Below are 15257 nucleotides of genomic sequence, written 5' to 3'. Positions count from 1 at the left end.
TTTCAGGCGCGCGCCGCCTGCAAAGCGGGGGCGATCGCCTCCGGCTCGGTGATCGGTAGGGTGCAGCGTCCCTCGACGCAGATGAACGCCGCGCCAGAGGCCGGCGCGCTCTCCATCCGGGCGCGAGCGAGGCTGCCGGCGGGCAAGTCGGAGGCCTGCGCGGCGCGGATCACCACCCGCGCCAGGAAGGATAGCCGCAAACCGGCCTGCGCCAGGGCCTCGCCCGCCGCGCCGGTGGTGACGATTTCCGCCAGCCGCAGGCGGGTGTCGATGGCATTGAGCAGCGCGCCGTGGGCGAGCGCATTTGCGGCGGCCGCGGCTGAGAGACCCCGCAGGATCCGGTCAGCCCGGGTGCGCAGGTCATCGTCGCCCACCAAAGCGGAGAGCCGCACCAGGGCATCGGCCGCCACCGCATTATAATTGGGCTGGGCCTCATCCATGGTGGTGAGCGGCCGCATCACGAGCGCGTCCGCATCGTCGGCGGTGAGGAAATAGGCGCCGCTCGCGCTGTCCAGATGGTGGCGTTCCAGCACGGTCAGGAAGGCGATCGCCCGGTTCAGCGGCTCCCCGGCGCCGGTCGCCTCATGCAGGGCGATGCCGGCGCGCGCCATGGCCGCGAGATCGCTGGCAAGGCCGGGATAAAGGGTGCGGCCCGCGCGATAGGAATGGCCGAGCCGGTCGCCCTCACTCATCAGGTCGACCACGGCGGCGAAGGCCCGTTCGGCCAGCGCGATCCAGGCAGGTTCTTTCAGCAGCCCACCGGCGCGGGCGAGGGCGGCGATCATCAGGCCGTTCCAATCCGCCAGAACCTTGTCGTCGAGCCCCGGCCGCACGCATTTCGCCCGTGCGGCAAGAAGCTTTTCGCGCAAGGGCGTAAGGCGCGCCTCGTCTTCGAGCGCCACGTCGCCCGCCTTGGTGCGGTTGAGAATGACGGCCCCTTCCCAGTTTCCACCGGGCGTCACATCGTAGAATCGGGCGAAAGTGGCCGCGTCTTCCGCGCCCAGAACCTCCTCGATCTGGGAGGCGGTCCACACATAGAACTTGCCTTCGTGGCCCTCGCTGTCGGCATCGAGGCTGGCGCAGAAGGCGCCGCCTTCGGTCAGCATTTCCCGCTCCAGCCAGCCGACGGTTTCGCGCGCGCGGGCCAGAAACAGCGGGTCGCCGGTCTCCTGATAGGCGAGGGCGAGCAGCTCCAGCAGCAGGGCATTGTCGTAGAGCATCTTCTCGAAATGCGGGACCAGCCAATGCTCATCCACGCTGTAGCGGGAAAAGCCGCCGCCGAGATGATCGTAGATGCCGCCCTCGCACATGCGGTTGAGGGTGAAAGCGCAAATGGCTTTCAGTTTCTCATCGCCCGTGCGTTCCCCCGCGCGCCAGATCATCTCCATCAGCCCGGTCTGGGGAAATTTCGGCGCGCCGCGCAGGCCGCCATTGGCCTTGTCGAACAGGCCCGCGATCTGCTGGGCCGCCCGGTCCAGCTCGGCAAGGCCGATGACCACCTCGCCCTGCGGCCGCGCCGCCTTCTCCAGCCGTTCCAGGATGGCGTCCCGGTTCTGGGCGATCTTCTCCGGCGCATCGCGATAGACCTGGGAGACCTGCTGCAGCACGTCCGTGAAGCCGGGGCGGCCATAGCTCGCGGTGCGGGGAAAATAGGTGCCGCCCCAGAAGGGCTTTCCGTCCCCGTCGAGGAACATGGTCAGCGGCCAGCCGCCCTGTTCGCCCAATTGGTGGAGCGCGGCCATGTAGATCTGGTCCACGTCGGGCCGTTCCTCGCGATCCACCTTGATGTTCACGAACAGGTCGTTCATGACCCCAGCCACCAGGGGATTTTCGAAGCTTTCATGGGCCATGACATGGCACCAATGGCAGGCCGCATAGCCCACGGAGAGCAGAACCGGCTTTCCCGTGCGCCGGGCTTCCGCGAAGGCTTCGGTGCCCCACGGCCACCAATGGACGGGATTGTCCTGATGCTGAAGCAGATAGGGACTGGTCTCGGACCCGAGGCGGTTTTCGGTCATCGTCCCAACTCCAGTTTCAAGGCCGGTGCGTGATGCGGTCATCGGACACCATCTTTGCTTTGTCCAGCGGGCGCTTGCCCTCGGGGGTCGCGGTGGTGCGCATCTCGGGACCCCATGCCCGGCGCGCCGCTCTCATTCTCGCCGGCGCGGTGCCGGAGCCGCGTCTCGCGCGCTATGCCGTTTTCCGCGCCCCCGGCTCGGGGGAAGCCCTGGACCGCGGCCTGCTGCTGTTTTTCGAGGGGCCGCGCAGCGTCACCGGGGAAGATCTCGTGGAGCTTCATCTCCATGGGGGGAGGGCGGTGGTGGCCGCCATCCTCTCAACCCTCTCGGCGTTCGATGGGTTCCGGCCCGCGCTGCCCGGCGAATTCACCCGCCGCGCCCATGCCAACGGCAAGATGGATCTCGCCGAGGTGGAGGGCCTCGGCGATCTCATCGCGGCAGAGAGCGAAGCGCAGCGCCGGCAGGCCCTCGCCCAGGCATCCGGCGCGCTCTCGCGGCGCGTCGCCGGCTGGCGCGAGCGGCTGATCCGCGCTTTGGCGCTGGTGGAAGCGACCATCGATTTCGTGGATGAGGACGACGTTCCGGAGGATCTCACCGGCCCCGCGCTGCTGGAAACCGGCCTCCTGCGGGAGGAGCTGGCGGCGGCAGTGGCCGACGGCGCGCGCGGCGAACGGGTGCGCGAGGGCATCTCCATCGCCATCGCCGGCCCGCCGAACGCGGGCAAATCCACCTTGCTGAACCGCTTGGCGGGCCGCGAGGCCGCCATCGTCTCGCACCGTCCCGGCACCACGCGGGACGTGCTGGAGGTGCATCTCGAACTCGCCGGGCAGGCCGTGACGCTGATCGACACCGCCGGCCTGCGGGAGACCGACGATGAGGTGGAAGCCGAGGGCATCCGCCGCGCCCGCGCTCGGGCCGGGGCAGCCGATCTGGTGCTGTGGTTGAGCGAAGAGGGGGATGCGCCGCCGCCGGAGCTGGCGCACGCCCTCGCGGTGCGCACCAAGGCGGACAAGGCCGAAACCGGCGATGCCGCGCGGGAAAACACGGGTTCAGTGCTCGCCATCTCGGCCGCGACGGGGCAGGGGATGGAAGCGCTCCTCGCCCGCATCGAGGCGCGCGCGGCGGAGCTGGGGGGCGGGGAGCCGGCGCTGATCACCCGCGAGCGACAGAGGCTCGCGCTTCAGGACGCGCTGGCCCATCTCGATCGCGCGCTGACGCGAACCGGAGGCGGGGGCGAGGATCTGCTGGCGGAAGACCTGCGGCTTGCGGCTCGCGGCCTCGACGCTCTGGTGGGACGCGTGGATATCGAGGATGTTCTGGACGCCCTGTTCCGCACCTTCTGCATCGGCAAATGACGTGCCGGACGGAATGTTTCACGTGAAACATTTTTGCGGTGTGGTGGGCGGAGGTAGCCCGGCTGCCGGGTGATCTCCATTGGCCGAGCGAGCGCGATGGTGGGCGACGAACGGCTTGGCATTTTGATGCCACGCGGCCTCCCAAATGTTTCACGTGAAACATTCTGAGTCTGGATACGTGGGGCCGGCGCGAACAACGCGCGGGCGCGGGGCAAGTTGGATTTTGCGAGCAAGCCCCGGCATGTCGCAGCCGTGCCCGATCCAACGTGACGTTACTAAGGCGGTTCCGTCCGCTCGCGGGCGTTTCGCCCACGCCAGTGGGCAGGGCGCAACTCCGCTCGCGCCTTGGGCCCCAGAATGTTTCACGTGAAACATTCTGGGGGAGCCACGGTCATCATGGTCACGAGTGACGGCCCCCCAGGCAGTCTGTGCAACCGCCCGAATGTTTCACGTGAAACATTTTCGGGAGGCTTTGCGTGCCGTCCTGGCCAAGGCGGCGCATCGCGTCTCCGGAGCGCCGTCCTGGCTATGCTGAGGCCGCTGAAGGCGTGCACTGCGATCAACTGCGGGTGAGGTTCGGTGCCATTATAGACCGCGTCACTTCCTCACCCGGGCATTAAAGCGGCGCGTGCTCCGTGCCCGCCCGGCCGCGCGAATGTTTCACGTGAAACATTTCGGAGAAGCTCTACGCGCCGCGGCCCGGAGCAGCGTCAAGACGCGGCCAATATCGGCTGCGGGGTGTTGGATCATCCGCCGCCTTACCGGGAGCAGACCTTCATCAGCGCGGATCTTCGCTCCGGGCGGTCCGCCGCCCACGGACCATGCCGCGCATAAAAATGTTTCACGTGAAACATTCCGATCCGGGCTCCGCGACCTCCCCATCCCATTCCGCTGCCCCCAAAAGCGGACCCCCAAAATGTTTCACGTGAAACATTTTCGCCCTGGCTGCGCCTCAGGCCTCTCTCCTTGATGCCGCCCGCCTTGACCCCGCCGTGAAAGTGCCGTTCCTGTCGGTCCAATCCTGAAAATCCGGCGGTTCTCCGCCGATGGCCGTGCGCCGCGAGAGCCGAATGACCCAGCTGGAAACCGTGTTCGATGTGATGGTGGTGGGCGGGGGCCATGCCGGCTGCGAGGCGGCCGCGGCCGCGGCGCGCCTTGGCGCGCGCACGGCGCTCGTCACCCACAGCGCCGGCACCATCGGCGCCATGTCGTGCAATCCCGCCATCGGCGGGCTCGGCAAGGGCCATCTGGTGCGCGAGATCGATGCGCTGGACGGGCTCATGGGCCGGGTGGCGGACCAGGGCGGCATCCAGTTCCGCGTGCTCAATCGGCGCAAGGGCCCGGCGGTGCGCGGCCCGCGCGCCCAGGCGGACCGCAAGCTCTACGCCCGCGCCATGCAACAGGCGCTCGCCGCCCAGGAAAACCTCACCATTCTTGAAGGAGAGGCGGACGATCTGATCCTTGAGAACGGGCGCGTCGCCGGCCTGCTGCTGAGCGATGGCTGCGCCTTCTCCTGTGGCGCCGTGGTGCTCACCACCGGCACGTTTCTCAACGGCCTGATCCATATGGGCGAGGTGCAGATCCCCGCCGGCCGCATGGGCGAGAAGCCGGCGCTCGGGCTTTCCGGCACGCTGAAGCGCCTCGGCCTCGCCCTCGGCCGGCTGAAGACCGGCACGCCGCCGCGCCTGGATGGCCGTACCATCGATTGGGCCGGGCTTGAGATGCAGGACGGCGACACGCCGCCGGAGGCTTTCTCCAGCCTCACCACGCGTTTGCCCAATCCGCAGGTTCAGTGCGGCATCACCCGCACCACGCAAGAGACGCACGATGTGATCCGCGCGAACCTCTCGCGCTCCGCCATGTATTCCGGCCGCATCGAAAGCACCGGCCCGCGCTATTGCCCCTCCATCGAGGACAAGGTGGTGCGTTTCGGCGATCGTGACGGCCACCAGATCTTTCTCGAGCCCGAGGGGTTGGACGACCCGACCATCTATCCCAATGGCATGTCCACCTCGCTTCCCGAGGAGGTGCAGCACCTCTTCCTGCGCACCATTCCGGGCCTGGAGCGGGTCGAGGTGCTGCGGCCCGGCTATGCCATTGAATATGACCATGTGGACCCGCGCGAGCTTGCCCCGACCCTGGAGGCGAAACGCGCGCCCGGTCTGTTCCTCGCCGGCCAGATCAACGGCACCACGGGCTATGAGGAGGCGGCCGCCCAGGGCCTGCTCGCCGGGCTGAATGCCGCGCGCCGCGCCGGGCGGGCGGGCAGCGGGGCAGGGGAGGCGGGCGATGGCATCGTCATCGACCGGGCGGAAGGCTATCTTGGCGTGATGGTGGACGATCTGGTGACACGCGGCGTCACCGAGCCTTATCGCATGTTCACCTCGCGCGCCGAATATCGCCTCACCCTGCGCGCCGACAATGCCGACCAACGCCTCACCGCGCGCGGCATGGCGCTCGGCCTCGTGGGGGCGGAGCGGGCGGCGCATTTCTCCGCCAAGATGGCGGCGCTCGGCGGCGCGCGCGATCGCGCCCGCGCGCTGAACGTGACGCCCAACGAGGCCGCGGCGTTCGGGCTGAACGTGAACAAGGACGGTCAGCGCCGCAGTGCCTTCGATCTTTTGGCCTATCCGGACGTCGGGCTGGAGCAGGTGGCGCGCATCTGGCCAGAATTTGCCGCGCTGACCCCGGCCATCGCCGAGCAATTGGAGATCGACGCGAAATATGCGGTCTATCTCGACCGCCAGGCGGCGGATATCGCCACCTTGCGGCGCGATGAGGATCTGCTTTTGCCGGAAGCCATGGACTATGCCCCGCTGCCCGGGCTTTCCAACGAGCTGAAGCAGAAGCTCGCGCGCGTGCGCCCGCGCACCATCGGCCAGGCCGGGCGCATGGAAGGCATGACGCCGGCCGCGCTCGCGCTGCTGGTGACCTATGCGCGGCGGCAGAGCGTGGGGCAGGGCACCGGCGCGGCGCGCGCCGTGCTCGCGGAGCAGGCGGCGAGCTGAAGCTTGCTAGCGCGCGAAGGCGCAGGCGAGTCGTCCCTTGCCCCGTGCGGGAGGGTTCTGGCCGGGAAACGAGGTCGGCTCGCCACCCGATCGGAAATCGCCGGTGTGAATCCTGGGGAACGTAACCCGTAACCTGGCCGAAAACCGGAGCGCGCACATTTCGGCAAAAAACGTTCTGCCGAATCTGCGGTTTCACGTGCGATAAAGCCGCGGAAATGGGCACGAAAAGCGCATGAGAACCTCTTCGGATTCGGCCAAGGCGGCGATCGCGCAAAATGTTTCACGTGAAACATTTTCGCGGCTGGAAACCATCGCCGCCCTGCTAACCAAATGGCAGAAAACGATAAATCTCGTTTCGCCCGGAACCATCCCAGAGCTGTGGACGCGCCATATCGCCGATTCGCTGCAACTTATCACCCATGTGAGCAAGGATGTTCGCGCTTGGGTAGACCTTGGGTCCGGCGGCGGATTTCCGGGTCTGGTGGTGGCGGCAGTGCTGGCGGAGCGGGAGGGGGGCCATGTGGACTTGGTGGAGAGCGACAGCCGCAAGTCGGCCTTCCTGCGGGAAGCGGCGCGGCTCGCCGATCTGCCGGTGAGCGTGCATCCCCAGCGCATCGAGCAGGTGGCGGGCGCTCTGGCGCCTGGAAAACAGGTGGTTTCCGCCCGCGCGCTGGCGCCGCTTCCCAAATTGCTGGGGCTCGCCGCGCCGTTTTTTGACGCCGGCGCCATCGGGATATTTCCCAAGGGCAAGGATTGGCAGCGCGAATTGACCGAAGCCCGCAAAGACTGGACACTCGACCTCGAACTGCGCGACAGCCTCAGCGATCCCCACGGGAAGATCCTGGTTGTGACGCGCGCCCTCAAAGCGGTCCCGTCCCCGGCCGTCCCCGGCGGACACATACGCGGAAGCGCACATGACTGATCATTCCGTCACCGCCCCCATCGTCGGCGGCGTCACGCCGCGCATTCTGGCGCTGGCGAACCAGAAGGGCGGGGTGGGCAAGACCACCACGGCCATCAATCTCGGCACTGCGCTCGCCGCCATCGGCGAAAACGTCCTGGTGGTGGACCTCGACCCCCAGGGCAATGCCTCCACCGGCCTCGGCATCGATCGCGGCCGGCGCAAGCTGTCCACCTATGATGTGCTGAGCGGGGAAGCCAGCATGGCGCAGGCGATCGTCGATACCGGCGTGCCCTCGCTTTATGTGGCCCCCTCCACGCTGGATCTCTCGGGCCTGGAGCTGGAGATCGCCAGCGAGCGCGACCGCGCTTTCCGCCTGCGCAACGCTCTGCGCGACATGGCGAACGACCCGGAGGCGCCGAAATTCACCTATGTGCTGATCGATTGCCCGCCCTCGCTCTCGCTCATCACGGTGAATGCGATGGCGGCGGCGCATGCCATATTGGTGCCGCTGCAATGCGAATTCTTCGCGCTGGAGGGGCTCTCGCAATTGCTGAAGACCGTGGAGCAGGCGCGCACCGCCCTCAATCCCGATCTCACCATCCACGGCATCGTGCTGACCATGTACGATGCGCGCAACAATCTCTCCGACCAGGTGGTGGCGGACGTGCGCCAGTTCATGGGCGACAAGGTCTACGAGACCGTGATCCCGCGCAATGTGCGGGTGTCGGAAGCGCCGTCCTATGGCAAGCCTGTGCTGCTCTACGATCTGAAATGCGCAGGCTCCCAGGCCTATCTGCGGCTGGCCTCCGAAGTCATCCAGCGCGAGCGGGCGGCCCGCGCGGTCGCGGCCTGAGGCGGCACGTTCCAATGGGGAAGAAGGACATGGCGGAAGAAGGCCGTTCGCGGCTCGGCCGGGGGCTCGCGGCGTTGATCGGCGACATGGGGCAGGACGATACCCGTCCCGCGCCCAGCCAGAAGAGCGCCGGCACCCGCAAGGTGCCGATCGAATTCGTGCGCGCCAATCCGCGCAATCCGCGCCGCACCTTCCTGGAGGAGGGGCTGGACGATCTCGCCAGCTCGATCCGCGAGAAGGGCATCATCCAGCCCATCGTGGTGCGTCCGGTGTCGGACCATCCCGGCAGCTTCGAGATCGTCGCCGGCGAGCGTCGCTGGCGCGCAGCGCAGCGGGCCGGCCTGCACGAGGTGCCCGTGGTGGTGCTGGAGCTGACCGACCGCGAGGCGCTGGAGATCGCCATCATCGAGAATGTGCAGCGCGCCGATTTGAACCCGGTCGAGGAAGGCCTCGGCTACGAGGCCCTGATGGCGCAGTTCGACTATACCCAGCTCGACCTCTCCAAGGTCATTGGCAAGAGCCGCTCGCACATCACCAACACCTTGCGGCTGCTGAAGCTGCCGGAAAGCGTGAAGGCCTATCTCGCCGACGGCCGCCTTTCCGCAGGCCATGCGCGGGCCCTGCTCGCCCATGAGGATCCGGCGTCCATCGCCCGCGATGTGGTGGAGAAGGGCCTGAGCGTGCGGGACGTGGAGGCCATGGGCAAGGTGAGGGAGGCGCTGTCGGCGGCGCCGGCCGCCAAGCCCGCACCTTCCCCCAAGGATGCGGACACCCGCGCGTTGGAAAAGCGCCTCACCGACGCCCTCGGGCTCGCCGTTAGCCTCCAGGCGAAGGGCGAGGCGGGCGAGCTGCGCATCCGCTATGGCGACCTCGATCAATTGGACCTCATCTGCCGTCGCCTCGGCGTCGCGTGACGCGGCTCCGCTGATCCGGCAAAGGGCTTTCCCGCGGTTCCCCTTCTCGCGGGCCTGGATGCGCAAACCTTTATGTTGCAACGCGTCATGTGCGTGTCACGGCCTGATGCGAGGTAACGGGAGGTTTCCGGCTCGATTGAGGGGGGTTCGATGACGGCGCACACTGCGGCCAAACCGGCGCACGCCCATGGGGTGGCGCACGGGCACGGGCACAGCGAAAAGCCGGTGAGGCTCGATCGCAAGAACGGCGCACCGGAAGTTTTCATCTTCTTCGCATTGCTCGTCGGCGGGCTCGGCTACACGATCTGGTCCATCTGGACTGACGTGCAGGCGGCGTCTCCGGGCGTGCTCACCTTCGCACCCTTCATGCTCCTGGTGCTGGCGCTGCTGATCGCGCTCGGCTTCGAGTTCGTGAACGGCTTCCATGACACGGCAAATGCGGTGGCGACGGTGATCTACACCAATTCGCTGCCCGCCCATTTCGCCGTGGTGTGGTCCGGGGGCTGGAACTTCCTCGGCGTGCTGCTCTCCAGCGGCGCCGTGGCGTTCGGCATCATCTCGCTCCTGCCGGTGGAGCTGATCCTGCATGTGGGCACCGGGGCCGGCATGGCCATGGTGTTCGCTTTGCTGATCGCCGCCATCATCTGGAACCTCGGCACCTGGTATCTCGGCCTCCCGGCCTCTTCATCCCACACGCTGATCGGCTCGATCATCGGCGTCGGCATCGCCAACCAGCTCATCCAGGGCAAGAGCGGCATCGCCGGCGTGGACTGGAGCCAGGCCGCCAATGTGGGCTATGCGCTGCTGCTCTCCCCGGTGGTCGGCTTCTTTGCCGCCGGCCTGTTGCTGCTAACCATGAAGGTGCTGGTCAAGAACCCGGCGCTCTATGCCGAGCCCAAGCCCCACCACCCGCCGCCGTGGTGGATCCGTGGCCTGCTGGTGCTCACCTGCACGGGCGTCTCCTTCGCCCACGGCTCGAACGACGGTCAGAAGGGCATGGGCCTCATCATGCTGATCCTGATCGGCATCGTGCCCACCGCCTATGCGCTGAACCGCGCCATCGATTCCACCGACGTGGCGCAGTTCCGCGCGCTCGCCTCGGTGACCCAGGCCTCGCTGGTGAAGGCCTCGAACGGTGCCGCCGCGCCCGCGGATTCGCGCCAGGCCCTGACCGACTATGTGCGGGACCGCAAACTGACCCCCGAAACGCTGCCCGCTCTCGCCGCCGTCGCCGGCGAGATCTCCACCCTCGTGGGCAATCACGAGACGCTGGCCCAGGTGCCCGCCGCCGCCGTGCCCAACATGCGCAACGACATGTATCTGGCCTCCGAGACGATCCGCCTGATGGGTCGCCAGAAGGAGCCGGTCTTCAACACCGAGACGAGCGACAATCTGAGCGCGTTCAAGCGCGCCCTGGACAATGCCACCAAATTCATTCCGCTGTGGGTGAAGGTGGCGGTGGCGATCGCGCTGGGCCTCGGCACCATGGTGGGCTGGAAGCGCATCGTCGTGACCGTGGGTGAGAAGATCGGCAAGACCCATCTTACCTACGCCCAGGGCGGTTCGGCGGAACTGGTCGCCATGGGCACCATCTTCGCTGCCGACATGTACGGCCTGCCGGTTTCCACCACCCACGTTCTGTCTTCGGGCGTGGCGGGCACCATGGCGGCCAACAAGTCCGGCCTCCAGCTCTCCACCGTGCGCAACCTCGCCATGGCCTGGGTGCTGACGCTGCCGGTGGCGATCATTCTCTCCGGCGGGCTCTACATCCTCCTGCGCCAGCTGATGTGATCCCTTCTGTTCCGATGAAGGGGCGCGGCATCGAAAGGTGCCGCGCCCTTTTCTTTGCCCGATGCCGACTGCCTCGCGCGGGGAAGCGGCCGGCGGCGACGCCGATGACAGGGGAAAGGGCGGCCGGCGTGATTCCCTTGCCCGCCCGCGTGCTCTAGCCTGCGGCCATGACCAGCGAAGGCCTCAACCCCCACGCCGACCCCTCGGATATGGTGCCCGCGCAGGCCGATCCGGAAGCCGGGCGCGCCGGTACACGCGCGGCTGCGCGCGAGGATGCACCACGTGCGGGCGAGGGGCACGTGACTCCGGTCATGGCCCAGTTTGTGGAGATCAAGGCGGCCAATCCGGACTGCCTCCTGTTCTACCGGATGGGCGATTTCTACGAATTGTTCTTTGAGGATGCCGAGCAGGCCTCCCAGGCGCTGGGCATCGTGCTGACCAAGCGCGGCAAGCATCTGGGTGAGGACATCCCCATGTGCGGCGTGCCGGTGTCGCGCGCCGAGGAATATCTCCACAAGCTGATCGCGCTCGGTTTCCGCGTCGCCGTGTGCGAGCAGCTGGAAGACCCTGCCGAGGCGCGCAAACGCGGCGGCAAGAGCGTGGTGCGGCGGGACGTGACCCGCCTCGTAACCCCCGGCACCCTCACCGAGGATGCGTTGCTGGATGCGCGGCGCGACAATGTGCTACTCGCGGTGGCGCGCACCCGCGCCGGCGGAGAGGGCGACGCCTATGCCTATGCGCTGGCCTATGCGGACGTCTCCACTGGCGGCTTCCGCGTCGCCTCCACCAGCCGGGCCGACCTTGCCGCCGACCTTGCGCGTATCGAGCCGGCCGAAGTGCTGATCTCGGACGCGCTCTACGAGGACGGCGACCTGCGCGAGATCTGGGATCACCTTCCCGCCGTCACGCCTTTGCCGCGCCAGGGTTTTGAGGGGGCGGGCGCGGAAGGCCGGCTGGCGGGCTTTTTCGGCGTCGCGACGCTGGAGGCGTTCGGCGCCTTCTCCCGTGCCGAGCTGATCGCCGCCGCTGCCATCGTCGCCTATGTGGAGCGCACGCAGCTCGGCGCGCGGCCCGCGCTGGCGCCGCCAGTGCGCGAGGCCGATGGCGCCTTGATGCTCATCGATGCCGGCACGCGCGCCAATCTGGAGCTGGTGCGCACGCTGTCCGGCGAGCGGCGCGGTTCCCTGCTGGCGGCGGTGGACCGCACCGTGACAGCCGCCGGCGCGCGCCTGCTGGCGCGGCGCGTCTCAGAGCCGCTCACGAGCCTTCCCGCCATCCGCGACCGGCACGATGCGGTGGCGTTTCTGGCGGACAATGCCGAGATCCTCGCAATTCTGCGGCGTGGCCTTGCCGGGGCGCCGGATCTGGCGCGTGCGCTCTCCCGGCTCTCCCTCGGCCGCGCGAGCCCGCGCGACCTCGCCGCCGTGGGCCGGGGCCTGGAGGAAGGGTTCGCGCTCGCGGCCGCCTTTGTCGACGAGCCGCCGCGCGACCTTGCCCGTGCCATCTTGGCTCTTGCCGGCATGGACCGGGAATTGGCGCGTGACCTTGCCGCCGCGCTGGAGGACGAGCCGCCGCTCACCCGCCGCGACGGCGGCTTCATCCGCGCCGGCTACGATGCCGATCTCGACGCCACCCGCGCCCTGCGCGACGAGAGCCGGCGCGTGGTGGCTGCGCTGGAGCGCCGCTATGTGGACGAGACCGGCATCCGCTCCCTGAAGATCCGGCACAATGCGGTGCTGGGGTATTTCGTCGAGGTCACCGCCCAGCACGGCGACCGGCTACGCGAGGCGCCGTTCTCCGCCACGTTCGTGCATCGCCAGACCTTGGCCGGGGCGGTGCGCTTCACCAGTATGGAGCTGGGCGATCTGGAAAGCCGCATTGCCAGCGCCGGCGAGCGGTCGCTGGCGCTGGAGCAGCATATCTTCGATCGCCTCGCCGCCGCCGTGGTGGCGCAAGCGGGCGAGATCCGCGCCGCCGCCGAGGCTCTTGCGGAGCTCGACGTGTTCGCCGGCCTCGCGCGCCTCGCCGTGGACGAGCGCTATGTGCGTCCCGAGATGACCGCCGGCGTGGATTTCGAGGTCCAGGGCGGGCGCCATCCGGTGGTGGAGCAGGCCCTGGCGAAGGGCGGGGGGCCGTTCGTTGCCAATGATTGCGATCTGTCCGCCCCGCCTGGCAAGGAGGCCGGCCGGATCTGGCTGGTCACGGGCCCGAACATGGCCGGCAAATCCACGTTCCTGCGGCAGAATGCGCTGATTTCCGTGCTGGCGCAGGCAGGCTCCTTCGTGCCGGCGCGCGCGGCGCGGCTCGGCGTGGTGGATCGCCTGTTCTCGCGCGTCGGCGCGGCGGACGATCTCGCGCGCGGCCGCTCCACCTTCATGGTGGAGATGGTGGAAACCGCGGCGATCCTGAACCAGGCGACGCCGCGCTCGCTGGTGATCCTGGACGAGATCGGACGGGGCACCTCCACCTTCGACGGCATGTCGATCGCCTGGGCCAGCCTGGAGCATCTGCACGAGATCAATCGCAGCCGGGCGCTGTTCGCCACCCATTTCCACGAGCTCACCGCGCTCACCCAGCGCTGCGACCGGCTGATGAACGCGACCGTGAAAGTGGCGGAATGGCAGGGCGACGTGGTGTTCCTGCACGAGGTGATCGCGGGGGCGGCGGATCGTTCCTACGGCATTCAGGTGGCGAAGCTCGCGGGCCTGCCGCCCGCCGTGATCGCCCGCGCCAAATCCGTGCTGGCGGAACTGGAGGCGGCGGAACGGGCCGCCCCTGCGCAGAAGCTGCTGGATGAGCTGCCTTTGTTCGCGGCCGCCCGCCGCCCGGAGCAGCAAAGCCCCGCGCGCGAGCCTGCCCCCGCCTTGACGGCGCTGGACGCGCTCGACCCCGACAGCCTCACGCCGCGCGAGGCGCTGGAGGCGCTTTATAAGCTCAAGGCGCTGCGGGCGCAGAAGGCCGGCTGAAGGACCATGCCGGCTGTCGAATTGCCGATCAGCCCCCGCCCGGCGCGGGCGCGGTCATGGGCGCGGTGCCGGCATCAAGCGGCGGCGGCGGCGGGGCGGCCTGCGGCTGCCATTCTCCCCAGGCGGTGAAGGCATCCTGGAACGCCTGTTCCCCCGGCGCGCCCTTTTCAAACGCGATGATCGCCCGCTTGTTGTTGGTGTAGACCACCGGGATGTCGATCCACGGGCGGGTCTGGAGCAGCTGGATATTGCGCTGGCGATCCGCCGGCACCGCCGAGAGGCCCACCAGGAAATAGGTCGGGTTGACCCGCACCGAGAGCCCGACCAAAGGCGCGCCCTGTGCGCCCTCGGCCTGCTTCATGCGGATGCCGGGCACGTTGGTGATGCCGCCATAGGGGAAGTCCGCCGGCAGCGTAAAGCCGATCTCGATGGTGTGCGAGGCGGGCAAGGTCTGGTCGGTGTTGCGCCGAAGCACGAACGAAAGCGCCATACGCCGTTCGGGAATCTGCAACTCGGCGCGGATGCCGGTGTCGGGCGGCAGGCCGGGACCGGCATTGAAGGTCTCGGTCTTCCAGGTCACCGTGCCTTCATAGCTTTGCAGACCCTGCGGGCCGGAGGCGCTTTCCTCGAACAGAACGGCGCGCTGCGTGCCGCTGGTCGGGCGCTGCGGCATGGGCGGCGGGCGGCGGGCGGCGTCTCCCGTGGCCTGGGCCACGCGATCGGCGCTCTTGGCCGGCTCGCTCGTGCCCTTCGCGGCATCGGCGGCCTGGGTGGCAGGAGCAGACGCAGGCGTGGCCGAGCGCGAGAAGACGATCTGCTCCAGCGCTTCATGATTGACCACCGCGAGCGCGATGCCGCCGACCGCCAATATGGCGAGGGCGAAATAGATGATGGTGCGCCGTCCGCGGCCGGTGGCCTTGGTGTCGTCCGAGGCCGGCATGCGCGGGCGCGGCGTGCGGCTGGCGACCTTCGGCTTGCCGAGGGTGGGGCGCTGGTCGGTGGCGGACTCATCGCTGCCCGCGTCCGGGGCCGCGCTTTCCGGCGGCGGCGGAAAGGTGGGGCGCGCCGCAGCTTCGCCGAGACGGCGGCGGGGCGGTTCATTCGCGCTGGGGGAAGGCGGCGGCGCTGCGTCGCCGGGCGCTGCAGCCGGTTCCGGCGTGGGCGCGGCGGGTTTTTCGGGTGGTGGGGGCGGCTCCGGCGCAGGCGGCGGCTCCGCGACCGGGGCGAGGGCCTTCTGCTCCGCCTCGATCCGGCGGATGGCTTCTTCCAGCGACTGGCGCTCGCGAGTGATCTCCCCTTCCGGCAAGGGCGGCTCGACGCCGCGCAATTGCTTCAGGAGGGTGTTCCGCGCGCGGTCGAACATCATCTTCCGCGTCTCGGCCGTGTTGGACGGGAGACCGGCGATCGCGCGAACCAGGAGCGGGTAATAATCAGCCATCAGCGCTTAA

General features: G+C 68.5%; 8 protein-coding genes and 1 pseudogene. 7 read left to right on the top strand and 2 right to left on the bottom strand.

Annotated elements, in window-relative coordinates; genetic code table 11:
* Positions 1 to 2: 2 nt before the first annotated feature.
* A pseudogene (locus V5F68_RS20980) lies at positions 3 to 2051 on the bottom strand (thioredoxin domain-containing protein); the annotation flags it as partial.
* Here V5F68_RS20980 and mnmE point away from each other — a divergent pair.
* The 7 genes from mnmE to mutS all read left to right on the top strand — a co-directional run bounded on the left by mnmE (position 2051) and on the right by mutS (position 13809).
* On the top strand, positions 2051 to 3373 hold the full coding sequence (mnmE, locus tag V5F68_RS20975) for a tRNA uridine-5-carboxymethylaminomethyl(34) synthesis GTPase MnmE (RefSeq protein ID WP_394015455.1): 1323 nt from the start codon (positions 2051 to 2053) through the stop codon (positions 3371 to 3373). The pseudogene V5F68_RS20980 and the gene mnmE overlap by 1 nt on opposite strands.
* A 1070-nt stretch (positions 3374 to 4443) precedes the next feature.
* On the top strand, positions 4444 to 6381 hold the full coding sequence (mnmG, locus tag V5F68_RS20970) for a tRNA uridine-5-carboxymethylaminomethyl(34) synthesis enzyme MnmG (protein WP_394015456.1): 1938 nt from the start codon (positions 4444 to 4446) through the stop codon (positions 6379 to 6381).
* 232 nt (positions 6382 to 6613) lie between these two features.
* Positions 6614 to 7303 carry a 16S rRNA (guanine(527)-N(7))-methyltransferase RsmG gene (gene rsmG, locus V5F68_RS20965; protein ID WP_394015457.1) on the top strand — a complete coding sequence of 230 codons (690 nt, stop codon included), beginning with the start codon at positions 6614 to 6616 and terminating at the stop codon, positions 7301 to 7303.
* The gene (locus tag V5F68_RS20960) at positions 7296 to 8138 is read left to right on the top strand and encodes a ParA family protein (protein WP_394015458.1); all 843 of its coding nucleotides are present in this window, start codon (positions 7296 to 7298) and stop codon (positions 8136 to 8138) included. The genes rsmG and V5F68_RS20960 overlap by 8 nt, the downstream gene beginning before the upstream one ends.
* Positions 8139 to 8167: 29 nt before the next feature.
* The gene (locus V5F68_RS20955) at positions 8168 to 9052 is read left to right on the top strand and encodes a ParB/RepB/Spo0J family partition protein (RefSeq protein ID WP_394015539.1); all 885 of its coding nucleotides are present in this window, start codon (positions 8168 to 8170) and stop codon (positions 9050 to 9052) included.
* A 150-nt stretch (positions 9053 to 9202) separates the two neighbouring features.
* Complete coding sequence (locus tag V5F68_RS20950) at positions 9203 to 10843, top strand: inorganic phosphate transporter (RefSeq protein WP_394015459.1); 1641 nt, start codon at positions 9203 to 9205, stop codon at positions 10841 to 10843.
* A gap of 167 nt (positions 10844 to 11010) precedes the next feature.
* Entirely contained in the window at positions 11011 to 13809 is a 2799-nt protein-coding gene (gene mutS / locus V5F68_RS20945) for a DNA mismatch repair protein MutS (protein ID WP_394015460.1), read from the top strand.
* Positions 13810 to 13837: 28 nt separating this feature from the next.
* Here the strand turns inward: mutS and V5F68_RS20940 are convergent, their stop codons facing one another.
* Complete coding sequence (locus V5F68_RS20940) at positions 13838 to 15247, bottom strand: hypothetical protein (protein ID WP_394015461.1); 1410 nt, start codon at positions 15245 to 15247, stop codon at positions 13838 to 13840.
* Positions 15248 to 15257: the final 10 nt, after the last annotated feature.

Source organism: Roseixanthobacter pseudopolyaromaticivorans (genome assembly GCF_043195145.2).
Taxonomy (GTDB): Bacteria; Pseudomonadota; Alphaproteobacteria; order Rhizobiales; family Xanthobacteraceae; genus NCEH01.
Note: the sequence above shows the minus strand (reverse complement) of the source record. Positions and strands in the feature narration are given on the sequence as shown.

What these genes read in the sequence shown, in the direction of transcription:
- V5F68_RS20950 (WP_394015459.1), top strand. Translation starts at nt 9,203, where the DNA reads ATGACGGCGCACACTGCGGCCAAACCGGCGCACGCCCATGGGGTGGCG.
- V5F68_RS20940 (WP_394015461.1), bottom strand. Translation starts at nt 15,247, where the DNA reads ATGGCTGATTATTACCCGCTCCTGGTTCGCGCGATCGCCGGTCTCCCG.
- mutS (WP_394015460.1), top strand. Translation starts at nt 11,011, where the DNA reads ATGACCAGCGAAGGCCTCAACCCCCACGCCGACCCCTCGGATATGGTG.
- V5F68_RS20955 (WP_394015539.1), top strand. Translation starts at nt 8,168, where the DNA reads ATGGCGGAAGAAGGCCGTTCGCGGCTCGGCCGGGGGCTCGCGGCGTTG.
- rsmG (WP_394015457.1), top strand. Translation starts at nt 6,614, where the DNA reads ATGAGAACCTCTTCGGATTCGGCCAAGGCGGCGATCGCGCAAAATGTT.
- V5F68_RS20960 (WP_394015458.1), top strand. Translation starts at nt 7,296, where the DNA reads ATGACTGATCATTCCGTCACCGCCCCCATCGTCGGCGGCGTCACGCCG.
- mnmE (WP_394015455.1), top strand. Translation starts at nt 2,051, where the DNA reads ATGCGGTCATCGGACACCATCTTTGCTTTGTCCAGCGGGCGCTTGCCC.
- mnmG (WP_394015456.1), top strand. Translation starts at nt 4,444, where the DNA reads ATGACCCAGCTGGAAACCGTGTTCGATGTGATGGTGGTGGGCGGGGGC.